Consider the following 22,357-nt stretch of genomic DNA (forward strand, 5'->3'; position numbering starts at 1 on the left):
AACCCGGCTGGGAGTGCGTTGACCGTCGGCCCGGCGCATCATATACGGGCGTCGCGCGGGGTTCCGGCCAGCGGCGCGACCTCGGGGCGAGCCCGTAGCTCAGCGGTAGAGCATCTGACTTTTAATCAGGTGGTCGTAGGTTCGATCCCTACCGGGCTCACCAACGCAGGCAGGAAGGAGACGCGCGGCTCATGCCGTCGGTGAACGTCGTCAACGGCAAGCAGATCGTGGTCGAGCAACTCGCACTGGGGGAGCGCTTCACCCGCTTCCTGGTCCGGCCGTTCCTCCAGATGTGGTATCATCACGATCTCATCCAGGCGATCCTGCGCCGCGAGGTCCGCGACCGCTTCAAGGGTTCTGCCGCCGGCTGGATCTGGGCCGTGATCGCGCCGTTGCTGGCCATCGCGGTCTACACCTTCGCCTTCCGCACGACCATGAAGCTCCCGGTCACCGACATCAGCGGCGGGCCGCAGGTCGCCTATGCCCTGTTCATCTTCAGCGGCATCGTCATTTTCAATTTCTTCTCGGAGATGGCGTTTCGGGCGCCGATGCTGCTGCACGAGTACGCTCATTTCATCAAACAGACGATCTTCCCCAGCGACATGCTGGCGGTGATCTCCACGCTCAGGGCGACGGCCTACGCCGCCATCTCCGTCGGCGTCATGCTGTTGTTCCAGATCCTGGTGACCGGCGGCCTGCCGTGGACCGTCGTGTTCATCCCGCTGGTCTTCCTGCCGTTGATGGCGTTCCTGGTCGGCATGGCCTGGTTTCTGTGCGCCGTCGGCGCGTTCACGCGCGATGCCGGCTACCTGATGATCAGCGTCGTGCCGCTGTTCATGTTCGCCACCCCGGTCTTCTACCCGCATGACATGCTTTCGGCGCCGTTCGATCTCATCATCTATGCCAATGCGCTGACCGCCTACGTCGAGATCACGCGCGACATCGCGCTGCTCGGCCGGATGCCCAATCCGCTGGTCTGTGCCTGGGCCCTGTTCACCGCTTCCTTCACCTTCTACTTCGGCTACTGGTTCTACGACAGGTATCGGAATGTCATCGTCGACGTCCTCTGAAGTCGTCGTACGCGCCCGGCACCTCGGAAAAGCCTACCAGCTCTATGCGCGCCGCAGCGACTGGCTGAAGCAGGTGATGCTGGGATGGTGGAAGTCGTACTTCAAGCCGTTCTGGGTGCTGCGCGACATCGACCTCGACGTCTACCGCGGCGACAGCATCGGCATCCTGGGCCGCAACGGCTGCGGCAAGTCGACCCTGCTGCAGGTGATCTGCGGCATGACCCTGCCGACCAACGGCGAGCTCAGGGTGACCGGCCGCATCGCGCCGGTGCTGGCGCTGGGCGCCACCTTCGACACCGAGCTGTCGGGGCGCGAGAACATCATGATCGGCGGCGCCGTGCTTGGGCTCAAGCGGGCCGAGGTCCTGCGCAAGTTCGATTCGATCTGCGAGTTCGCCGGCATCGGCGATTACATGGAGCAGCCGGTCAAGCACTACTCGATGGGCATGAAGACCAGGCTGGCCTTCGCCATCTGCGCTCACGTAGACGCCGAGATCCTCGTGGTCGACGAGGCGCTGGCCGTGGGCGACGCCGCCTTTCAGCGCAAGTGCCTCGACTGGATCGACGACTTCCGCAAGAGCGGAACGCTGTTGTTCGTCTCCCATTCGACGTCGGAGGTCCGACGGCTGTGCAACCGGGCGATCTGGATCGAGGAGGGCCGCATTCGTGCCGAGGGTGACCCCAGCACGGTGATCCGCGCCTATCACCGGGCGATGGCGATGGAGAAGGACGATATCCATCGCTTCTCCTCCGCCGCCGAGTGATGACCGATGCTTGCCGTTGTGCTGGCCTGGATCGGACTGGGATGGTGGGCCTTCACCATGGTGGTCCAGTGGCTGAGCGCCGCCCTGGCGCGGCGCCGCCGCCCGGCCGCGCCGGCGCATCATGCGGCGGCCGACTTCAGCATCGTGGCGCCGCTGGCCGGACGCCATGACGCCGCGCCGGCCTATATCGGCGCCCTGGAGGAGCTGTCGCGCCAGGGAGCGGAGGTGCTGATTTGCGTCGCCGGGGAGGGCGACGAGGCAATCGGGCAGGCGCGGGCACTGTGGCCTGCCGCACCGATCCTGGTCGGCAGCGACGACACCTTCAATCCGAAGATGAACAACGTGCGTAAGGGATTGGAGGCGGCAAGCCGGCCCGTCGTCGTGCTGTGCGACGCGGGCGTTGCCGTGACACTGGACGACCTCCGTCGCGCGGCGACGGAATTGTCCGACAAGGTGGGTCTGGTCCTCGGGCTCAAGGCCGGCTGGTTGCCGGCGAATTTTGCGGCGGAGCTCGAATGCGCCTACATCAATGGTCATCAGGCGCGCTTCCTGCTGGCGGCCGACCGGCTCGGCATGCCGGTCGCGTCGGGCGGCATGACGGTCCTCGCTCGCGACGTGCTGGAAGAAATCGGTGGCCACCAGGCTTTCCTCAACTACATTGCCGACGACTACTCGATCGTGCGGACGATGCGCGACCGCGGCCGGCGCACGACTTGGCTCGCTAACACGATGCCGCATCTTCCGGTCGGTGATCGCAGGTGGTCCGACGTCTGGCGCCGCCAGGTCCGCTGGGCGTCCACCCGCCTCAATCTGACGTGGGAGGTCAGGGTTCTGGCTCTGCTCGATCCGGCGATCGGCTGGTTCATCTCGGGCGTTGCGGGGGCCACGGGGCTTGCTGCCCTCGGTTGGGGGCCAGCCCCCGTCGCGCTGGCCCTGCTCGCGCACAGCGTGGCCTGGTTCGCCGCCGAGGCCTGGTTCCTGGCGGCCTATGGCCTGCCGTTCGGGCCCAGGGCCTGGGCCGCCTCCCTCGTGCGCGAAGCCCTCGTTCCGGTACTTCTGGCCAAGGCATGGCGAGGACGACGCAGGATCGACTGGCGGGGCACCGATCTCGCCGCCGGCTGGCGGCCGGAAGGGGATGACGCCTCCGGGCGGTACGTATGAGGACCGACAGCATGGCCGACATCACAACAGTCCGCCTTCCCGAGCGTGTGGATTCGGAGACGTCGGCCGCCGTCGAGGCGTCCCTCGTCGCCGCCCTGCGCCCGGGCGCGCGCGTCGTCGTGGACGGCAGTCCCGTGACCTACATGAGCGCGGCCGGCGTGCGGGTCCTGGCGATCGCCCTGCATCATGCCGCCGAGGTAGAGGCCCGCATCGTGTTCTGCAGTTTCAGCGGTGCGGCCGCCGACTGTCTCCTGGTCAGCGGCTTCGCGCAGCTCTTCGATGTCGCGGAATCGGTGGCCGAGGCCGAGCAGAGGTTGAGCGGGCGGCCGGTCGACCAGCCGGTCCGACGCTTGCACGCGCGCGGTGGTGCGGGTTAATTACCAGCCGGCTGATACAAGGTCATGGGATGGGCGCGGGCGCCGGCCGATATATGGTGTCCGTTCCGGACGGAGATCGGAATTTGACGACTGCGAGCTGGCTGCGCGCTGCGGCGCGAACGATTGCCATTGTTATCGGCTTGGCTCTAGGCGTCAGTGCGTGCACGGCTCTGCCCGGCGACGGGCCATGGATGGGGGGCGCCCAGGGCACGAGCACGGAGGCGCTGCCCTTCGATGTCATCGATCTGACCCCGACCACGGTGGTGGGCTACCGGACACAGCCTGTCGATCGGCCCTCGACGACCGGCAGTCTGTCGGCGGGCGTGCGCGTCTCCGTGGCACCCGGCGATTCGCTCAAGGTTCGCATCTTCGAGCGCTATGCCGGAAATATTTTTCCGACCATCCAGACCAGCAGCTCCGATCTCGGCACCCAGCGCGTTGCCGAGGACGGCACGATCAGCGTTCCGTTCGTCGGCACCGTGCACGTGGCGGGCCTCGATCTGCCGCAGATCGAGCGCAAGATCGTCCAGCAGCTCGGCAACAAGGCGCAGGATCCGGAGGTCATCGTCGAGTTCGACACCGTGCGCGGCCAGACCGTGGTGGTGTCGGGTGACGTCAAGAAACCCGGCCGCATCTCGCTGCTGGAAGGAGTGCGAAGCGTTGTCGACGCCATCAACCAGGCGGGCGGGCCGAACGGCGTCCAGGGCTCTACGTCTACGGCTAATGCATTGCAGGTCGTGGTTCGCCGCCAGGGCCAGGTCATCCTGACGTCGCAGCTCTCCGAACTGCTGGCCGGTGGCGACATCCCGGTCCAGAAGAACGACGAGATCGTCGTGCGCGTCAACCAGCGCGTCTACACGGTGCTGGGCGCGGTGCAGAAATCGGGCAATGTCGAGCTGAGCAAGCACGATCTCAGCCTGCTCGAGGCGCTCGGCAATGTCGGCGGCCTGGCCGACCAGCGAGCAAACAAAACGGGCGTTTATGTGTTCAGAATGGGGGATTTGCTGACGAATCCCACAGCCCGGGCCCGCGTTTTTCGACTGGACCTCTTTCAGCCCGTGTCTATCTTTGTGGCGCAGCAGTTTGGGGTTCAGGCGCGTGACGTGATCTATGTGACGAACGCGCCCCTGTACGAGTACGACAAGGCCCTGACGGCCATTTATCGTACGTTCTCGATCATCGGCATTGCCCGGGGCACCCTGCCGATCACCACAACCTTCTAGAGCGGCGGCCTGCGAGCGCCGCGCGGGGAATTCTGGTAGGCTTCAACGATGGCCCGAGCGAAAAAATTCAGGTGGGGGGCGACCGTGCTGGTGTTCGTGGTCGTCCTGGCCGGGGTGGCCATGTGGATGGCGCCCAGCCGCCAGACCAGCAGCGCACAGGACGCGCCACGGCAGCAGCCCAGCCAGCCGGCGCTGATCGCCCGCGGCTACACCGATGCACCGGCCGGCACGGCCGTGATCGCCGGTGATCCGGCGGGCGGCTCGACCTTGCTCGAGCTGCGCATCAAGGACGGGCAGACCGTCAAGAAGGACGAGATCGTCGCCGTGCTGTCGAACTATCCGCGCGCCGACGTCGCCGTTCGCACGGCCGAAGCCGGCCTGGAGAAGATGAAGCAGATGCGCGAGACCATGACGAGCGGCGCGCGCATCACCCAGATCGCCATGCAGGAGGCGGCGATCAAGACGACAATCGACGACAACCGGCTGAAAGCGCTCGAGCTGCAGCGCTCCAGCAAGCCACCCGACCAGAAGGAGCTCGAGCTCAGCCTGGCGCAGCAGAACCTCGAGCGGCAGAAGACCACGCTGTTCCTGCAAAAGCAGTCGCTCGCCGCCGATCTCAAGATGATCGAGCTCGACATCGCCAATGCCCAGGCGAGCCTCGACACGGCGAAGACACAGCGCGAGGAGTCCCTGGTGCGTTCCCCCCTGGACGGCATCATCGTCCAGATCTTCGCCCGCCAGGGTGAGCGAATCGGCGGCGCCGGCATCGCCAAGGTCGTCGACATGCGGCAGTTGCGCGTCCTCGCGGACGTCGACGAGCTGCAGATCGGCCGGGTCGCGCCGGGCGGCAAGGTCGACGTCACATTCCGCGGCAGCTCGACGATTTACAAGGGCACGATCGCGCGCGTCGCGCCCACCGTGAAGCGCATGCAACGCGTCGAGCCCGACGGCGGCACCTCGACCGATGCGCGCGTCGTCCAGGTCGAGATCGAGATCGACGACCCGTCCAGCATGCCGCAGGTGCTGGGACGCGAGACCCGCGTCACCTTTCTCTGATGGCCCTCGTCCTGCCTGACGTACCGGCGCTGCGGGGGCGGCTGTCGCGCCTGCTCGGTTGGCGACCGCAATTCTCGATCGCCCGGCTGCGCGAGGCTGCGCGCACGGCGCGGGCGATGCCGCTCGGTGCCCAGCAGCTCAAACGCCAGCGCACCAGCACGCTCCTGTCGCTGGCCGGCGTCACCGCGAGCCTGCTGGTGATCTTCGCCCAGCTCGGTATCGAGCGGGCGGTCTACGAATCGTCGATCCGGCTCCATCGCATGGTCAACGGCGATCTCGTGGTGGTGCCCTACGGCTTCAAGTCGCTGCAGCTCCACACCGAGGTTCCGGTCGCCGTCACCGACATCGTCGAGACCAACCCGGCGGTGGTCAATACCGCGCCGTTCTGGTTCGGCGTGATGTCGATTCAGCATGCCGGCATGCCGACCTCCCGCCGCATCGCGTGGTACGCCATCGATCCCGAGCGCCCTGCGGTCGACGTGCCGGGTCTGCGGGACAATCGCTACAAGCTGCGCGAGACCCGTCGCATCCTCTACGACCGCGAATCGCGGCCCTATTTCGGCAGCCTCGCCGAGCAGGCCGATTCCGGCAAGGAGGTCCCGGTGCTGGGCCCGCCCGACAATCGCGGCCTGCTGCGCCAGCTCTTCGTGGTCGGCAATTTCGCCGTCGGGCCGAACGTGCTGAACGACGGCGCCGTCATGATGTCCGAGCAGACCATGGCCGAGGTGTTCGGCGCCTGGTGGTCGGACCGGCCGGCCTTCATCGCCATCAAGCTGGCGCCGGGCTTCGACCCGATCGCGACCCAGGCCCAGCTCAACCGGTCGCTGGCCGGCCGCGGCGAGGCGATCACCCTGCTGGAGTTCGAGAAGCGGGAGCGCAATTACTGGTCGCGCGAGACTCCGGTGGGCTACATCACCGATCTCGGCTTCCTGATGGGCGTCATGATCGGCATGGTGTTCATCTATTATGCCCAGTATCAGATCATCCGCTTCTACCTGCCCGAGTACGCCATCCTGAAGAGCCTGGGGTACGGCTGGTGGTTCTTCCTCCTCATGATCGGCCAGATCGGCGCGGCGATCATCACGCCGGCCTTCGTGCTGTCGTTCACGCTCGGGCGCATGGTCTACGGCGCCACCGAGGCCGCCATGCATCTCGGCATGACGATGGGCCTGCGCGAGATGGTGGTTGCCCTGACCGCCTGCGTGATCATGACCGTGGTGTCGAGCCTGTTCGCGATTCGCCGCCTGTGGAAGGTCGATCCCATCATGTTGTTCGAGTGACCATGTCGGCCGGCAGCGACAATTTCGGACCTCCCGTCGTCGAGACCGTCGACGTCCACCACCACTACGGGGAAGGGCCGCAGCGGACCGACGTGCTGTTCGACATCAACATGCAGGTCCGCGAAGGCGAGCTGCTGATCGTCACCGGGCCGTCCGGCTCGGGCAAGACGACCCTGCTCACCATCCTGGGCACGATGCGCCGGCCCTCCGAAGGCAAGCTTCGCCTGCTCGGCACCGACATCGTCGGCATGCAGGGCCGCGCCCTCGACGTGCTGCGCAACCGCATCCGCTTCCTGTTCCAGAAGCGCAACCTCCTGTCGTCGCTGACGGCGCTGCAGAACGTCATCGCCGGCGTTTCGACCACTCCCTTGTCCGATCCGGACTGGGACGAGCCTCGGGCGCGCCATCTCCTGGGCCTGCTCGGGCTCGGCGACAAGATCGATTCCTGGCCGGACGAGCTGTCCGGCGGCCAGCAGCAGCGCGTCGCCATCGCCCGCGTCATGATCGGCTTGCCCGACCTGATCATTGCCGACGAGCCGACCTCGGCCCTCGATCGCGTCGCCGGACGCCTGGTCGTCGATCAACTGAAGGATCTCGCCATGCGCGCCAAGTGCGCGGTCGTGCTGTCGACGCACGACGAGCGTATCTTCGACGTGGCCTCGCGCCGCCTCCACATCGAGGACGGCCGCTGCTTCGAAGTGCCGATCCACTACCACTAAGCGGCGGGCAGCCGTGTTGCTGATTGTGGATCTCGTGGTGCTGCTGGCCTTCCTGGCCCAGTTCGCCATCGCGGGCTACTTCCTCTACCTGGTCTACTGGCTGTTCGAGCAGCCGGCGGCCGAGCCGGACGCTCGGGATCTGCCGGCCGATCTGCCGCACGTGCTGGTGCAGATCCCGGTCTTCAACGAGGCCAGCGTGGTCGAGCGGGCGCTGGTCGCCGCCGCCGCTCTCGACTGGCCGCGTGAGAAGCTGTCGATCCAACTGCTCGACGACAGCACCGACATCACCTCCGACATCGCCGTCCATGCGGTGCGCCGGCTGGAGAGCGAGGGCGTCTCCATCGAGCATATCCGACGGACCGATCGCAGCGGTTTCAAGGCGGGCGCCCTGGCGGCCGGCCTTGCCCGTTCGGATGCACCTTACGTGGCGGTGTTCGATGCCGACTTCGTGCCGCCGCCCGGCTGGTTGCGCGGCGCCATGGCGGCCTTGCTCGCCGATCCCAGGGCGGCCTTCGTCCAGACGCGAATCGAATGGGGTAACGGCGCACGCACCTGGCTGACCCGCGCCCAGCGGCTGATGCAGGACGCCCACTTCGCCGTCGAGCAGGACGTGCGGGCGCGGCGCGGCGTGCCATTCCAGTTCAATGGCACGGGCGGTATCTGGCGGCGCGCCGCGGTCGAGGAGGCGGGTGGCTGGTCGCACGATACCCTGTCGGAGGATCTCGACCTCGTCCTGCGGACCTCGCTTGCCGGCTGGCATGGCGTGTTCCTGATGGAGCCGCACGTCGTCGGCGAGTTGCCGGAGCGGCTCGACAGCTATTCCCACCAGCAGAGTCGCTGGTCGAAGGGCTTCGTCCAGGTGGCGAGGAAGCTGCTTGGCCCGATCTGGAGCTCCGGCCTGTCCGGCGAAGCCAAGCTCACCACGACGATTGCGCTTGCCCAGCAGCTCATCTTTCCCGTCCTGGTCGTCGGCATCGTCGCCCTCATCCTGTCGATCATCGGCCACGGGCACCTTGTGGGCTTCTTCCGACTCCTGCTTTGGCTGTGGTTGGTCACCCTGCTGGCGGTGCTGTTTGGCATGACCTGGGGCGCCTACCGGCGACTGCGGCGGGGCGGTCTCGTGCAGTACCTCGTCACCGCCGCGAGCGTGCCGGGGCTGATCGTGTATCTCGCCGCGACCAACGCCGGCGCCATTGTCGCGGCGGGCTTCGGTCGCAAGACCGAGTTCAAGCGCACGCCCAAGACGGGGATCTGACGCCGATGGCTCTGCTTGGCACGCTCGCACTAGTCCTGGCCGCGGTCTTCGCCGTCTGCTGCGTCCTGCTCGCCGCCTTCGTCGGCAGCCTGCTCTACATGGTGGTGCTGCATCATTGGCTGAAGTCACGCGGGCTCGCCCGCGAGCGCGCGCTGCTCGCGACGCCGCTGCCGCCGGACGCCGAGCTGCCGCATGTCGTGGTGCAGATCCCGTCGTTCAACGAAGGCGCGGTGCTGCGCCGGGGCATCGAAGCGGCCGCCGGGCTCGACTGGCCACGTGACAAGCTGCACATCCAGGTGCTCGACGACAGCACCGACGAGACCGCCGAGCTCGCCCGCACGGTTGTCGCCGAGCTGAGAGAGAAGGGCGTCGACGCGGTCGCCCTGCAGCGTACCGATCGCAGCGGCTACAAGGGCGGCGCGCTGCACGAGGCGATGCAGCAGACGCCGTACGACTACTTCGCCATCTTCGACGTCGACTACGTGCCGTCGCGCGACTTCCTGCGCACCTGCATGCGGCCGTTCTTCGCCGAGCCGGCGACGGCCTTCGTTCAGGCGCGCTTCGATTTCCTCAATCCGCACGAGAATGCGCTGACCGAGATGCAGATGGTGACGCTCGACGCCCATCTCGGCATCGAACAGGCGACGCGCTGCTGGGCCGGCCATCCGCTGCCGTTCAACGGCACCTGCGGCATCTGGCAGCGCGCCGCCATCGAGGCCGGCGGCGGCTGGAAGGGCGACACGGTCACCGAGGACCTCGATCTCACCTACCGCGGCTGGGTCAAGGGCTGGCGCGCCCTTTTCCTGACCAGCGTGCCAGTGCCGGGCGAGCTGCCGGCCGACCGTAAGACCTGGCTGCGCCAGCAGCAGCGCTGGCAGGACGGGTTCCGCCACGTCTCGCTGCGCATGGTGCCGGCCATCCTGCGGAGCCGCGACATCACGCCGTGGGCCAAGGCGGCGGCGCTGCTGCATCTCTGCATGTCGTTGAACCAGCTGGCGCTGCTGGTCGGTCTCGTGTCGGGCCTGGTGGCGGCGCTGCTCGCGCCATCGCTGATCCCGTGGCTGCTGACGCTGTTCCTCGTGACGTTCGCCTGGGTGCTGTTCTGCGCCACGACCTTCTTGCGCGCCGGCCACAATTTCATCCGCGGCGGCGCGATGTCGCCCGGCCACTTCGCGCTGGTGCTGCTGCGCTACGTCGGCGGCCAGATCGCGATGCTCACCCGCTCGCTCGGCGTCCACTTGGTCAAGGCAGTGAACCGGCCGAAGCCGATCGTGTTCGACCGCACGCCCAAGCGCGGCGCGTAGGAATCTCTTCTCCTCCCCAGCCTCGCTGGGGAGGAGAGTGTGAAGACGTCGCCCTATTCGAGTGCGCTCTCGCGCAGCAGCGGGTGGTGGGCGCAGCGCAGGCCGCCGCCCAGCCCGATCGGCCCGTCGAAAGGCAGCGGGATGACCTCGATCTTGCGCCGGCGCAACTCGTCGATCACGCGGCCGTTGCCGTCGTCGACGATCATGCGGCCTTCCTCGAGCATCAGGCCGTTGGTGGCGAGGCGGTCGGCCTCGTCGACCGACACGACGATCTTGTCCCAGTCGCGCAACGCCCTGGGCAACCCGTCTATGAGCTTCTCGGGGCAATGGATCAGCAGGCCGGGCCTGACCAGCGCCAGGCAGCAATCGAGGTGGAGGACGTTAGACCTCATGGCCACCGGGATCACGCGGTAGGTCCTGCCGAGCAGTGCCTTCAGCCAGTCGGCACCAGCCAGGTCGGAGGCGCAGCCGGACATGCCAACATAGACTTCCCGGCCATTGAGCAGCACATCGCCGCCCTCGAGAAACGGGCCGTCGACGCAGCCCGGCGAGCCCAGCGGCACGCTCGACCAGCGCGCGCCCATCTGCTGCACGGCGCGCTGGACTATGGGCCGCAGCCCGTAGCGTTCGCGCTGCCGGCACAGCAGGCGGAGCGAGGCGTCGATCACGTGCTCGCTGACGACGATCATGGGGTCGCGAGGGAAGAGCTGGTCGCCTTCGCCGTTGGGCGCGAGAAACGTGCGCTCGACACCCGACAGGCGCTGCGGCCGATGCACGGTCACGCCCTCGCGCACCAACAGTTCGGCCAGCGCATCCATCTGGCGCTCGCAGCGCCGCGCCCAGTCGGCGTCGACATCGATCAGGCGGCGGCCGGCGTTGTGCCGCGCCAGTTCGGCCAGGTCCGGCGACATCCAGCGCGCCGACTGCTCATGGAAGAGGACGACGTCCTCGACCGGCGCGATGCCGATGACGACCTCACGCAGCTTGCCCCACTCGTGGTGGACGCCGAATGACATCGCCCACCTACACGCGAGCGTAAATGTCCTCGTAGCGGGTGATGTCGTCCTCCTCGAGGTAGTCGCCGGTCTGGACCTCGACGACCTCTAGCGGCTCGCTGCCGGGATTGCTGAGGCGGTGCACGCTGCCCTTGGGGATGTAGACCGACTCGTTCTCGTGCAGCGTCATGATCTTGCCGTCGAGCACGACCTCGGCCACGCCCTTGACCACCACCCAGTGCTCGGCGCGATGCTTGTGGCTCTGCAGGCTGAGCTTGCCCTTGGTGTTGACCGTCATGCGCTTGGCACGGAAGCGCTCGCCGCGGTCGATGTCCTGGTAGCTGCCCCACGGGCGGTGCATCACCGCATGCTCGGTAGCGGCCTTGTGGTTGCCGTCCGACATGCGCTGCACGACGTCCTTCAACCGCGGCAGGTTGGCGCGATGGCCGACCAGCACGGCGTCGTTCATCGCCACCACCACGACCTCCTCGACGCCGATCACGGCAGTCAGCGGCCCGTCCGACCGGACATAGGAGTTGCGCACATGGTCGATCTCGACCGGACCCTCGACGACGTTGCCGGCGCTGTCGGCCTCGCCGACATCGAGCAGCGCGTCCCACGTGCCGAGGTCGGACCAGCGGAACCTGGCTGGCACCACCCAGCATTTGTCGGTGCGTTCCATGACGGCGTAGTCGATCGACTTGGCTGGCGCCTTGTTGAAGGCGTCGGCGTCGAGGAACACGGTCGAGCCCACCTTGCGCGCCTTGGCGACGGCCTCCTCGGCGGCCGCAGCCATCGCCGGCTCGAAGCGGGCCAATTCCGACAACAGCACGTCGGGCGCGAACAGGAAGTAGCTGGCGTTCCACATCAGCCCCTCCTGGATGTAGCGCAGCGCCGTCTGGGCGTTGGGCTTCTCGACGAAGGCCGTGACCTTCTGGGCGGCGCCGAGATGCTCGCCGCCGGGCCGGATGTAGCCGTAGTCGGTCTTGGGCTCTGTGGGCGGAATGCCGAAGGTGACGATGCCGCCCTGGGCCACCGCGGGCAGGCTGTCGCGGCAGGCGGCACGGAATTCCTCGACGCCGATCACCATGTGGTCGGATGCCATGGCCAGCACGGCTTCCGCACCCAGCGTGCGGGCATAGGCTGCCGCCGCCGCCATGGCCGGCCCTGAATCGCGCCGCTGCGGCTCGACCACGACGTCGATCTCCATGCCGATTTCCTTGGCCTGCTGTTCGGCCATGAAGCGATAGGACTCGTTGGTCGCGATCACCGGCTTGGCGAACAGGCTGCGGTCGGCCACGCGGAGCAGGGTCTGGTGAAAGGTCGATTGCTTGCCGAGCAGCGGCACGAACTGCTTGGGCATGCTTTCGCGTGACAGCGGCCACAGCCGCTTGCCGGAGCCTCCGACCAGGATGACGGGCGTGATGAGGGGCATTCGTCAGCTTTCTCGATCAGGATTTCAAGCCTCTACGGCCGGCGATATAGCCGAAGGCCGGTGGCCGGCCAATGGCGCTGCCCTGGTCCGGGCAACGCCGTCATCGCCTGGTCGCGGCTGCCTGCCGTCCGAGGTTTTCTTCGCGCCGCCGTCGTGCCTCGACCTCGACCGCCTCGGCGAGGGCGGGGATGTGGGAGGCGATCTCGTAGAAGTCGCTGGCGTAGAGCACCAGCAGGGTGGTGGGCCTGGTCGTCGCCACGGAGGCCGAACGGGGCTGGCGCTCGAGCAGGGCCATCTCGCCGAAGAACGCGCCATCGGTCAGCGCGACCGAGCCGCCGGTCGGCAGACGGACCTCGACCTCGCCGCTCGAGATGAAGAACATGGAATCGCCGGGGTCGCCGCGCCGCACGACGGTCACGCGCGCCGGGTAGTAGCGCGTGCGCAGCTTGCCGACGATCTCCGACAGGGTGACGACGCCCAGGGCGGCGAAGATCGGCACGCGCGCCACCTGCTCCCAGACGCGAAGGTACTCGCGCCGGCGCTCTTCCTGGGCAAAGCCGGTCGCGAGCACGCCGGTCATCAGCGCCAGCACGGTGATGCCCGAGATCATCAGCAGCGAGCCCATGATGCGGCCGCCCGTGGTCAGCGGAACGACGTCGCCGTAGCCGGTGGTCGTGAGGGTGACGACCGCCCACCACATTGCATTGGGCAGCGAGCCAAACTGCTCCGGCTGCTTGTCGCGCTCGAATAGGTGGGCGGCAGTCGCCGCCAGCATCAACAGGATGACGAACAGGATCAGGATGCTGGCGATCGGTGCCCGTTCATTGGAGATGACCCGCGCCAGCGTGCTGAACGCCGGGGCATGCAGGCCGAGCTTCAGGATCCACAAGATGCAGAACACCGAAGCGGCGTCGGTGCCGCTGATGGCGTAGCTGCCGGCCAGCATGATCGCCGGCACGACCGCCAGCAGGCCGATCAGGCCCTCGATGGAACCCATCCAGTTGAGGCGGGCCAACAGGGGCGCATGGTGATCGAAGCGCGGTGTCTCTGGGGCCGCCCAGATGCGAACCAGATACTCCGCGAAGAAGATGACGGAGACGGCCCAGATCGTCCAGCGAAGGATCGTCTGGGGGATCGTCTCCAGCTGGTCGACCGAAAGCATGACGACGGCCATGAGGCCGACGACGAGCGCTAAAAGATGCAGGGCCCGCCAATGCCGGCCGGCCGGGCTGGGGTCGGAGTAGCGCAGCACGGTATAGACCTGCTTGCGCAGGGTTGGGGCCTCGTCGGTCACAAGGCGACCATAGGCGGGCTGGCCCGCGAATTGCAACGCAGGGCCGTCAGGGATATTAGGGTCGCGCTCATGGCTGGGAGCGCGCCGCTCCCATGGTGCATCCTTCGTTTGGGACAAGCGAAGAGGCGCCGCTGGAGCGGCGGGCTGCCAGCCAGGACAATTTCGGGTCAGGGTGTGGAGCAAAGGTGGCAAGCGATTTGCGGATTGCCGTCGACATCGGCGGCACGTTCACGGATGTCGTTCTGGAGCAAGGCGAAAGGCGCCTGACCCGCAAGGTGTTGACGACGCCGCAGCGACCCGAGCAGGCGGTTCTGGAGGGGGTGCGGCTGATCCTGGCCGATGAGGGGCGAGGCTTCGACGACGTCGCCGTGCTGGTCCATGGCACGACCCTCGCCACCAACGCCATCATCGAGCGCCGCGGCGCGCGCACCGCCCTGCTGGCGACCGAAGGCTTTCGCGACATTCTCGATATCGCCAACGAGAGCCGCTACGATCAGTACGACCTTACCATCGAGAAGCCCAGGCCGCTGGTGCCGCGGGCGCTGCGCTTCACGGTGGCCGAGCGCGTCGACGTGCACGGCCGGGTGCGCCTGGCGCTCGACGAGGACGGCGTCCGGGCGATCGCGGGCCGGCTCAGGGCGGAGGGCATCGAGAGCCTCGCCGTCGCCTTCATGCACGCCTACATCAATCCCTCGCACGAGCGCCGTGTGCGCGAGATCCTGAAGGCCGAGCTGCCCGACCTGTGGGTGACCCTGTCGAGCGAGGTCTGCCCCGAGGTGCGCGAGTACGAGCGCACCTCGACCGCCGTCGCCAACGCCTACGTCCAGCCGCTGATGGACTCGTATCTCGCGCGGATGCAGGCCGCCCTGACGGTCGAGGGCTTCGGCGGGACCATCTACCTGGTGACGTCGGGCGGTGGTCTTACCGCCATCGACACGGCTCGCCGCTATCCCGTGCGCCTGGTTGAATCGGGACCGGCCGGCGGCGCGATCTTCGCCGTCCAGATCGCCGCCCGCGCCGGCGAGACGCGGGCGCTGAGCTACGACATGGGCGGCACCACGGCCAAGATCTGCCTGATCGACGACTACAAGCCGCATTCCGCGCGCCTGTTCGAGGTCGATCGCGCGGCGCGCTTCCTGAAGGGATCGGGCCTGCCGGTGCGCATCCCGGTGATCGAAATGGTCGAGATTGGCGCCGGCGGCGGCTCCATCGCCCGGTTGGACGCCCTGAAACGGGTGACGGTGGGGCCGGAGAGCGCCGGCGCCGAGCCGGGGCCGGCCTGCTATGGCCGTGGCGGCGCCCGTCCGGCGGTGACCGACGCCAATGTCGTGCTGGGCACCATCGATCCCGAACACTTTGCCGGCGGCAGCATTGCCCTCGATCTCGACGCGGCGCGCGGCGCGCTGGACCGCGAGGTCGCGGCCGGTCTCGACCTGTCGACCGAGATGGCGGCCTATGCCGTCTACGAGATGGTATCGGAGAACATGGCGAGCGCGGCGCGCGTGCATGCCGTCGAGCGCGGCGCTGCCGTCGGCCAGTACAATCTGATCGCCTTCGGCGGCGGCGCCCCGCTGCATGCCGCCCGGGTGGCGGAGAAGATCGGCGTGCGCCGCGTGATCGTGCCGCCCAATGCCGGAGTGGGCTCTGCGGTCGGGTTCCTGGCCGCGCCGGTATCCTACGAGCTGGTGCGTAGCCGCTACATGCGCCTCGACGCGTTCGACCCGACCGCGGCGAGCGACCTCCTGGACGAGATGAGCGCCGAGGCGACGGGCCTGGTGGCACCCGGGGCGCGTGGCACGCCGACCTTCGAGCGGCGCATGGCCTTCATGCGCTATGTCGGGCAGGGCCACGAGATCACCGTGCCGCTGCCGCAGCGCCGGTTCGAGGCTGCGGACGCCGTGGCGCTGCGAGAGGCCTACGAGCGCGACTACGCCGTCCTGTTCGAGCGCCATATTCCCAATGCCGCGATCGAGATCCTGAGTTGGTCGGTGCAGGTGTCGACGGAGACCCGGTTGCCTGACGTGCAGACCGCCAGGCCCGAGGCGCCGCAGCCTCAACCGGTCGGCCGGCGTCCCGTGTTCGACGGGCGCAGTGGCCGCACCGTCGAGGTGCCGATCTATCGCCGCGACAGGCTGCCGCCTGGCAGCGCCTTCCCGGGCCCGGCAATCGTTGCCGAAGACGAGACCTCGACCTGGGTTTCGCCCAATTTTGCAGCGCACATCGATGCGTCCGGCTGTATCGTCATGGATCGCAAGGACTCCTGAGGAGCAACCGATGAGCCTGTCCAACAGCGCCAGCCTGATCGACTTGCAGATCATGTGGAACCGGCTGATAGCCGTGGTCGAGGAGCAGGCGCAGACGCTGATGCGCACCGCCTTCAGCCCGATCGTGCGCGAATGCGGCGATCTCTCGGCCGGCGTATTCGATCTCAAGGGCCGCATGCTGGCGCAGGCGGTCACCGGCACGCCCGGCCACGTCAACTCGATGGCCGAGTCGGTGAAGCACTTCCTGCGCCATTTCCCGGTCGAGAGCATGAAGCCCGGCGACGCCTACATCACCAACGACCCTTGGATGGGCACCGGCCATCTCAACGATTTCGTCATCACCACGCCTGCCTTCCGCGACGGCCGGCTGGTGGCGCTGTTCTCCTGCACCAGCCATCTCATGGATATCGGCGGTATCGGCTTCGGGCCCGACGCGACCGACGTGTTCATGGAGGGGCTCTACATCCCGATGCTGAAGCTGATCGACCAGGGGCGGGTCAACGAGACCCTGATGTCGATGATCCGCGCCAACACGCGCCTGCCGGTCGACACTGAGGGCGACGTCTACTCGCTGGCCGCCTGCAACGACGTCGGCGCGCGCCGCCTGGTCGAGATGATGGACGAGTTCGGCATCGATACGCTCGACGCGCTGGGCGAGCACATCATCGCCCGCTCGCGCGAAGCCGTGATGGCCGAGATCGCGAGGCTGCCCAAGGGCACGTGGCACAACGTCATGACAGTCGATGGCTACGACGAGCCGGTGACACTCAAGGCGTCGCTCACGATCTGGGACGGCGGCATCCATGTCGACTACACGGGCACCTCGGCCGTCTCCGGGCGCGGCATCAACGTGCCGCATGCCTACACGACGGCGTACACCGTGTTCGGCCTGGGCTGCGTGGTCTCCACGCACATCCCCAACAATGCCGGCTCGCTCGATCCGCTCACCGTGTCCGCGCCGGCCGACACGATCCTCAATGCGCCCAAGCCCAGCGCCGTCGCCTCGCGCCATGTCATCGGCCAGATGCTGCCCGACGTGATCTTCGGTTGCCTGCGCCAGGTCGTGCCCGAACGCGTGCCGGCGGAAGGCACGTCGTGCCTGTGGAACATCAACGTGCGAGGCCGCGTGAAGGGCGGCGAGGGCGGCAACTACGGCTTCGGCATGGCCATCACCTCGAACGGTGGCACCGGCGCGCGCGCCGACAAGGATGGACTGTCGGCGACCGCCTACCCCAGCGGCGTTCGCGGCACGCCAGTCGAGATCGCCGAGACGCAGACGCCGCTCATCTTCTGGCGCAAGGAGTTTCGCCCCGATTCGGGCGGCGCCGGCCGCACTCGCGGCGGGCTCGGCCAGGTCATGGAGATCGAGAGCGGCATCGACGAGCCGTTCGACCTCCTGGCGGCGTTCGATCGCATCGACCATCCGCCGCGCGGCCGCGACGGCGGCCACGACGGTGAAGCGGGTTTCGTTGCACTGAAGTCCGGCCGGACACTCAAGGGCAAGGGATTCCAGCTGATCCCGCCGGGCGACCGGCTGGTGGTCATGACGCCGGGCGGCGCCGGCATCGGCCAGCCGGCCGAGCGAGACCGCGCGCAGGTGGCGGCCGATCTCGCCGACGGCCTGATCTCACGGGAGACTGCCGAGGAGATCTACGCGTATGCGTCGCGGCAGGCGGCGGAGTAGCTTGGAAATCGGGGAAGCTGTCAAAAACGAAGGAGGGGCCATCATGAAACTGGGACGTAGAGAGGCCTTGAAGGTCGGCGTGGGAGCGGGTGTGCTGGCGGTCACGGCGCCGGCGATCGTGCAGGCGCAGGCGCCGTTGAAGCTGCCGCTGTCGACGGTGTGGCCGGACGGCAATTTTCACACGATCAACTGCAAGCGGTTTGCCGAGGAGGTGAAGAAGGCGACCTCGGGCGCCGTCGACATCGAGGTGAAGTCGGGCGGTCAGCTGGGCTTCAAGGGGCCCGAGCAGCTGCGCGCGGTACGCGACGGGCTGGTGCCGATGGCCGACATCCTCAACATCCAGCAGGTCGGCGACGAGCCGATGTTCGGCATCGAGGGCATTCCCTTCCTGGTCGGCAACAGCGACGAGCTCAAGGTGCTGCACAAGCACATCAGGCCGGAGTTCGAGAAGATCGCGCTCAAGAACAATCAGACGATCCTCTACACCGTGCCATGGCCGACTCAGTATCTGCATCTCAAGGTCAAGGCCGAGACGGTCGACGGGCTGAAGAACGTCAAGATCCGCGTGCCCGACAAGAATTCCCAGGACATGTGCAGCGCCATCGGCATGGCGCCCGCCCTCATCCCGTGGGGCGAGACCATCGCCGCCCTGTCGTCGGGCGCGGTGGCCGGCGTGTCGACCTCGGCAGTGTCGGGCGTCGACGGCAAGTTCTGGGAGTTTCTGAAGTTCTTCCATGCGACGAATCATCAATGGTCGAGCCAGATCGTGACCATCAACAACGACACCTGGAAAAAGATCGGCCCGGCCAACCAGAAGGCGATGGTCGATCTCGCGCGCAAGCTCGAGCCGGAGTTCTGGGCGTCGTCGCTGGAGGCCGACAAGAACAGCGCCAAGCGTCTGACCGAAGGCGGCATGCAGCTGGTGGTGCCGCCGGCCGCGATGATGGACGGGCTGCGCAAGCGCACCGCCAACATGCTGGCCGACTTCATGAAGCGCGTCCCGGCATCGGAGAAGCCCATCAAGGCCTATCTCGTCGAGATGAAACGCGCATGATGGGGCAAGGCGCAGCGAGCGCCGCCTCTGCCGGACCGCGGGCAGCCTGCGCAGAGCCTGCCGAATCGTCTCGCTCGCTCATGATTTATGAGCGAGCGAGACGCCCGCGGTCCGCAAGGGCATGAAGCCCTCTTCTGCCAACCCGAACGCCGCAGCACCGCCGCCGCTGCGTCCGCTGCTCGATGGCATTGACAGGCTGAGCCGCCTCGACGGGTGGCTCGGTGCCGGCTGTCTCGTGACTCTGACCGGCCTCATGATCGCGGAAGTAGCGGTGCGAGCCCTGTCCAACGTCATTCCGGCGTTTCCCGCAGACATTCCCGTCGCGTGGGAATACGGCTCGTACCTGATGGCGGCGACCTTCACCTTCGGTGCCGCCATGACCTTGCGCGCCGGCGGGCACATCCGGGTCACACTGGTGATCGGTCGGGTTTCACCGGCGATCCGTCGCTGGATGGAGGCCGTTCTGGGCGCGCTCGGAGTCTGCTTCTGCGGCTATCTCGCGTGGTCGATGGCCTACTTCACCTGGCGCAGCTTCGACGCTGGCCAGACGTCGATATCGAGCGGAACGCTGCTCTGGATCCCGCAGGTCGTCGTGACCTTCGGCATCATCCTGCTGATGATCCAGTTCGTCGCCCGCTTCCTGCAGGCTGCCCTCGGTCTGCCGCTGGAGGATCTCAGCATGCGCGCCGGCGGCGTCGCCGAATAACCCGGGACGGGAAGTCGCGGCCGCATGCTGATCATCGTCGTCACCATGTTCGTGGTGCTGTTCGCCTTCCTGGCGGGCGGCCTGTGGATTGGCTGGACCCTGGCCGTCACCGGCACGATCCTGCTTGCCCTGTTTCGCGACATCCCGCTCGACAAGCTGCTGGCGCAGTACGCCTGGAACGTCCTGACCACGCAGGAGCTGATCGCCCTGCCGATGTTCATCCTGATGGGCGAGATCCTGTTTCGCACCCGGCTGTCGCAATCGCTGTTCCGCGGGCTGTCGCCGTGGGCGGCGCTGCTGCCCGGCCGGTTGCTGCACGTCAACGTGATCGGCTGCTCGATCTTTGCCGCGATCTCCGGTTCCTCGGCGGCGACGACCCAGGTGGTCGGCCGCATCTCGCTCGCCGAGCTGCTGAAGCGAGGCTATTCCAAGGACGTGGCCATCGGCTCGCTGGCGGGCGCCGGCACGCTGGGCTTCCTGATCCCGCCCTCCAACATTTTGATCATCTATGGCGTGCTGGGCGACGTCTCGATCGCCAAGCTGTTCACCGCAGGCTTCGTTCCGGGGTTTCTCCTGGCCGGCAGCTTCATGGCCTGGATCATGATCCACACCGTGCTGCGGCCGACCCTGGTGCCGGATGCCGAACGCAAGGTGCGGATCGCATCGATGGCGGAGTTTTTCGCCTCGGCCGGGGAGCTGGGCCCCGTGGTCTTTCTCATCCTGTGCGTGCTGGGCTCGATCTATGGCGGGCTCGCCACCCCGTCCGAGGCGGCGGGCGTCGGCGTTCTCGGCGCCCTGATCGTCGCCCGCGTGCAAGGCGGCCTCACTTGGCCGGCGCTGCAGGCGATCGCCATCGGCGCGGTGCAGACCTGCTCGATGATCGCCCTGATCGTGCTCGGCGCCTCGATCCTTGGAAGTGCGGCGGCCTTTCTCGGCATTCCGGCGGCCGTGGCCGCGTTCGTCACCAGCCTCGGGCTGTCGCCCTTCATGCTGATCGCGGCCCTGATCGTGTTCTACCTGATCCTCGGCTGCTTCCTCGACGGCTTCAGCATGCTCGTGATGACGCTGCCGATCGTCATGCCGATCGTCAAGGCGGCGGGCTTCGATCCGATCTGGTTCGGCATCTTCCTGGTGCTGGTGGTCGAAATGGCGCAGATCACGCCGCCGGTCGGCTTCAACCTGTTCGTCATCCAGGGCCTGACCGAGGACGGGCTGGGCTACATCGCCCGTGTGACGCTGCCGTACCTGGTGATCATGGTCGCTTTCACCCTGGTTCTCGCGCTGGTGCCCGACATTGCCCTCTGGCTTCCGCGATACTTGAGCAGCTAGTCTGGTCTCCGTCAGCAGGGGGAGCCAATGGAAGCGCGCCAAGTCAAGACCGCGGCCGATGCCCTTCGGATCGTCGAGGAACGCGGGCTCACTCACGTCAAGGTGGGCGTGCACGATGTCGATGGCATCCTGCGCGGCAAGTATCTGCACATCGACAAGTTCCGCTCGGCGCTCGACGGCGGCATGGGCTTCTGCGACGTCGTGCTGGGCTGGGATGCCAACGACCAGCTCTACGACAACGTCACCTATACGGGCTGGCATACCGCCTATCCCGACGCCACCGTGCGCATCCTGCCGGAGACCTGTCGCGAGATCGCGACCGAGCCCGGCAATCTCCTGTTCCTCTGCGAGTTCGTTGACGGCGCGGAGGCGCTGTGCCCGCGCGGCGTGCTGCGCCGTGTCCTGGATCGCGCCGCCAGGATGGGCTTCGAGGTCAAGGTCGGCTTCGAGTACGAGTTCTTCGTCTTCGCCGAGACCGCCTTCTCGATCCGCGAGAAGGGGTTCAAGAACCTGAAGCCGATCTCGCCGGGTTTCTTCGGCTACTCGATGCTGCGTAACTCGATCCTGTCCGACTGGTACAAGGACCTGCTGGCGATGTGCGAAACCATGGACATGGGCATCGAGGGCCTGCACACCGAGACTGGTGCCGGCGTGCTCGAGGCGGCGCTACGCGTGCGCGACGGCCTCACGGCGGCCGACAGCGCTGCCCTGTTCAAGCTCTACACCAAGGTATTGGCGCAGAAGCGCGATTGGCTCGCCACCTTCATGGCCAAGTGGTCGAAGGACTGGCCGGGCTGCGGCGGCCACATGCACATGTCGCTGTGGCGCGACGGCGCCTCGGCCTTCTTCGAGGCGGACGGTCCGCACCGCATGAGCAAGACCATGCGCCATTTCGTCGGCGGCCAGCAGGCGCTGATGCCAGAGCTCCTGGGCATGGTGGCGTCGAACGTGAATTCCTATCGCCGGCTCATTCCGGGCTTCTGGGCGCCCACTGCGGCGAGCTGGGGAGTCGAGAATCGCACGACCTCGCTGCGCGTCATTCCGGGATCGGCCAAGTCGACGCGCGTCGAGTACCGGGTCGCCGCGGCCGACGCAAATCCCTATCTCGCGCTGGCGGCGGCCGTGGGTGCGGGCCTGTGGGGCATCGAGCACGAGATCGATCCTGGCGAGCCGATCAAGGGAAATTCCTACGAGAGGAAGCACCCGGCCAAGGCGCAACTGCCGCGCACCCTGATGGAAGCGGCTGGCCGCCTGAAGGCATCGAAGGCGGCACGCGACCTGTTCGGCGACGCCTTCGTCGACCACTACGCCGCGACCCGGGAATGGGAGGAGCGGGAGTTCCGCAAGGCCATCACCGACTGGGAGCTCGACCGCTACATGGAGATCAT

The 22,357-nt window shown here is 67.2% G+C and carries 19 protein-coding genes and 1 tRNA gene; 17 read left to right on the plus strand and 3 right to left on the minus strand.

Annotated features, from left to right (window positions below; genetic code table 11):
• Positions 1-88 precede the first annotated feature (88 nt).
• The 11 genes from AB7O82_RS25850 to AB7O82_RS25900 all read left to right on the plus strand — a co-directional run bounded on the left by AB7O82_RS25850 (position 89) and on the right by AB7O82_RS25900 (position 10,208).
• Positions 89-163: transfer RNA gene (locus tag AB7O82_RS25850), tRNA-Lys, on the plus strand.
• A gap of 28 nt (positions 164-191) precedes the next feature.
• Positions 192-1,070, plus strand: coding sequence for an ABC transporter permease (locus tag AB7O82_RS25855; protein WP_428546412.1), 879 nt, complete (start codon positions 192-194; stop codon positions 1,068-1,070).
• The gene (locus AB7O82_RS25860; protein WP_428546415.1) at positions 1,048-1,833 is read left to right on the plus strand and encodes an ABC transporter ATP-binding protein; all 786 of its coding nucleotides are present in this window, start codon (positions 1,048-1,050) and stop codon (positions 1,831-1,833) included. The genes AB7O82_RS25855 and AB7O82_RS25860 overlap by 23 nt, the downstream gene beginning before the upstream one ends.
• Before the next feature lie 18 nt (positions 1,834-1,851).
• Positions 1,852-2,994 (plus strand): glycosyltransferase, encoded by a 1,143-nt coding sequence (locus tag AB7O82_RS25865; RefSeq protein WP_428546418.1) that lies wholly within the window; start codon positions 1,852-1,854, stop codon positions 2,992-2,994.
• A gap of 11 nt (positions 2,995-3,005) precedes the next feature.
• Complete coding sequence (locus AB7O82_RS25870; protein ID WP_428546421.1) at positions 3,006-3,371, plus strand: STAS domain-containing protein; 366 nt, start codon at positions 3,006-3,008, stop codon at positions 3,369-3,371.
• A gap of 83 nt (positions 3,372-3,454) precedes the next feature.
• Positions 3,455-4,594, plus strand: a complete 1,140-nt coding sequence (locus tag AB7O82_RS25875; RefSeq protein WP_428546424.1) for a polysaccharide biosynthesis/export family protein — start codon at positions 3,455-3,457, stop codon at positions 4,592-4,594.
• Between the two features lie 48 nt (positions 4,595-4,642).
• Entirely contained in the window at positions 4,643-5,650 is a 1,008-nt protein-coding gene (locus AB7O82_RS25880; RefSeq protein WP_428546427.1) for an HlyD family secretion protein, read from the plus strand.
• Positions 5,650-6,930 (plus strand): hypothetical protein, encoded by a 1,281-nt coding sequence (locus AB7O82_RS25885; RefSeq protein WP_428546430.1) that lies wholly within the window; start codon positions 5,650-5,652, stop codon positions 6,928-6,930. Before AB7O82_RS25880 ends, AB7O82_RS25885 begins: the two co-directional genes overlap by 1 nt.
• Before the next feature lie 2 nt (positions 6,931-6,932).
• Positions 6,933-7,649, plus strand: coding sequence for an ABC transporter ATP-binding protein (locus AB7O82_RS25890; RefSeq protein ID WP_428546433.1), 717 nt, complete (start codon positions 6,933-6,935; stop codon positions 7,647-7,649).
• Positions 7,650-7,662: 13 nt separating this feature from the next.
• A complete protein-coding gene (locus AB7O82_RS25895) occupies positions 7,663-8,904 on the plus strand; it encodes a glycosyltransferase (RefSeq protein WP_428546436.1) in 1,242 nt (413 codons plus the stop codon).
• Positions 8,905-8,909: 5 nt separating this feature from the next.
• Positions 8,910-10,208 (plus strand): glycosyltransferase, encoded by a 1,299-nt coding sequence (locus AB7O82_RS25900; protein ID WP_428546439.1) that lies wholly within the window; start codon positions 8,910-8,912, stop codon positions 10,206-10,208.
• 53 nt (positions 10,209-10,261) lie between these two features.
• Here AB7O82_RS25900 and AB7O82_RS25905 read toward each other — a convergent pair whose 3' ends face one another.
• The 3 genes from AB7O82_RS25905 to AB7O82_RS25915 form a co-directional block, all read right to left on the minus strand.
• A complete protein-coding gene (locus AB7O82_RS25905; RefSeq protein WP_428620510.1) occupies positions 10,262-11,224 on the minus strand; it encodes a dimethylarginine dimethylaminohydrolase family protein in 963 nt (320 codons plus the stop codon).
• Between the two features lie 7 nt (positions 11,225-11,231).
• Positions 11,232-12,638 carry a mannose-1-phosphate guanylyltransferase/mannose-6-phosphate isomerase gene (locus AB7O82_RS25910; protein WP_428546445.1) on the minus strand — a complete coding sequence of 469 codons (1,407 nt, stop codon included), beginning with the start codon at positions 12,636-12,638 and terminating at the stop codon, positions 11,232-11,234.
• A 100-nt stretch (positions 12,639-12,738) separates the two neighbouring features.
• Positions 12,739-13,932, minus strand: a complete 1,194-nt coding sequence (locus AB7O82_RS25915; RefSeq protein WP_428546448.1) for a cyclic nucleotide-gated ion channel — start codon at positions 13,930-13,932, stop codon at positions 12,739-12,741.
• 185 nt (positions 13,933-14,117) lie between these two features.
• Between AB7O82_RS25915 and AB7O82_RS25920 the strand changes: the two genes are divergently transcribed.
• The 6 genes from AB7O82_RS25920 to AB7O82_RS25945 form a co-directional block, all read left to right on the plus strand.
• Positions 14,118-16,196, plus strand: a complete 2,079-nt coding sequence (locus tag AB7O82_RS25920; RefSeq protein ID WP_428546451.1) for a hydantoinase/oxoprolinase family protein — start codon at positions 14,118-14,120, stop codon at positions 16,194-16,196.
• 10 nt (positions 16,197-16,206) lie between these two features.
• The gene (locus tag AB7O82_RS25925; protein ID WP_428620511.1) at positions 16,207-17,880 is read left to right on the plus strand and encodes a hydantoinase B/oxoprolinase family protein; all 1,674 of its coding nucleotides are present in this window, start codon (positions 16,207-16,209) and stop codon (positions 17,878-17,880) included.
• 43 nt (positions 17,881-17,923) lie between these two features.
• Positions 17,924-18,934 (plus strand): TRAP transporter substrate-binding protein, encoded by a 1,011-nt coding sequence (locus AB7O82_RS25930; RefSeq protein WP_428546457.1) that lies wholly within the window; start codon positions 17,924-17,926, stop codon positions 18,932-18,934.
• A 121-nt stretch (positions 18,935-19,055) separates the two neighbouring features.
• On the plus strand, positions 19,056-19,640 hold the full coding sequence (locus AB7O82_RS25935; RefSeq protein ID WP_428546460.1) for a TRAP transporter small permease subunit: 585 nt from the start codon (positions 19,056-19,058) through the stop codon (positions 19,638-19,640).
• A 24-nt stretch (positions 19,641-19,664) separates the two neighbouring features.
• A complete protein-coding gene (locus AB7O82_RS25940; protein ID WP_428546463.1) occupies positions 19,665-20,969 on the plus strand; it encodes a TRAP transporter large permease in 1,305 nt (434 codons plus the stop codon).
• A 27-nt stretch (positions 20,970-20,996) separates the two neighbouring features.
• Positions 20,997-22,357: glutamine synthetase family protein (locus AB7O82_RS25945; protein WP_428546466.1), on the plus strand; the 1,361-nt coding region annotated here is incomplete at its 3' end.

This window comes from Reyranella sp., from assembly GCF_050185545.1.
Taxonomy (GTDB): domain Bacteria; phylum Pseudomonadota; class Alphaproteobacteria; order Reyranellales; family Reyranellaceae; genus Reyranella.

What these genes read in the sequence shown, in the direction of transcription:
- AB7O82_RS25870 (WP_428546421.1), top strand. Translation starts at nt 3,006, where the DNA reads ATGGCCGACATCACAACAGTCCGCCTTCCCGAGCGTGTGGATTCGGAG.
- AB7O82_RS25885 (WP_428546430.1), top strand. Translation starts at nt 5,650, where the DNA reads ATGGCCCTCGTCCTGCCTGACGTACCGGCGCTGCGGGGGCGGCTGTCG.
- AB7O82_RS25860 (WP_428546415.1), top strand. Translation starts at nt 1,048, where the DNA reads ATGTCATCGTCGACGTCCTCTGAAGTCGTCGTACGCGCCCGGCACCTC.
- AB7O82_RS25910 (WP_428546445.1), bottom strand. Translation starts at nt 12,638, where the DNA reads ATGCCCCTCATCACGCCCGTCATCCTGGTCGGAGGCTCCGGCAAGCGG.
- AB7O82_RS25940 (WP_428546463.1), top strand. Translation starts at nt 19,665, where the DNA reads ATGCTGATCATCGTCGTCACCATGTTCGTGGTGCTGTTCGCCTTCCTG.
- AB7O82_RS25905 (WP_428620510.1), bottom strand. Translation starts at nt 11,224, where the DNA reads ATGTCATTCGGCGTCCACCACGAGTGGGGCAAGCTGCGTGAGGTCGTC.
- AB7O82_RS25855 (WP_428546412.1), top strand. Translation starts at nt 192, where the DNA reads ATGCCGTCGGTGAACGTCGTCAACGGCAAGCAGATCGTGGTCGAGCAA.
- AB7O82_RS25935 (WP_428546460.1), top strand. Translation starts at nt 19,056, where the DNA reads ATGAAGCCCTCTTCTGCCAACCCGAACGCCGCAGCACCGCCGCCGCTG.
- AB7O82_RS25900 (WP_428546439.1), top strand. Translation starts at nt 8,910, where the DNA reads ATGGCTCTGCTTGGCACGCTCGCACTAGTCCTGGCCGCGGTCTTCGCC.
- AB7O82_RS25890 (WP_428546433.1), top strand. Translation starts at nt 6,933, where the DNA reads ATGTCGGCCGGCAGCGACAATTTCGGACCTCCCGTCGTCGAGACCGTC.
- AB7O82_RS25930 (WP_428546457.1), top strand. Translation starts at nt 17,924, where the DNA reads ATGAAACTGGGACGTAGAGAGGCCTTGAAGGTCGGCGTGGGAGCGGGT.
- AB7O82_RS25880 (WP_428546427.1), top strand. Translation starts at nt 4,643, where the DNA reads ATGGCCCGAGCGAAAAAATTCAGGTGGGGGGCGACCGTGCTGGTGTTC.
- AB7O82_RS25925 (WP_428620511.1), top strand. Translation starts at nt 16,207, where the DNA reads ATGAGCCTGTCCAACAGCGCCAGCCTGATCGACTTGCAGATCATGTGG.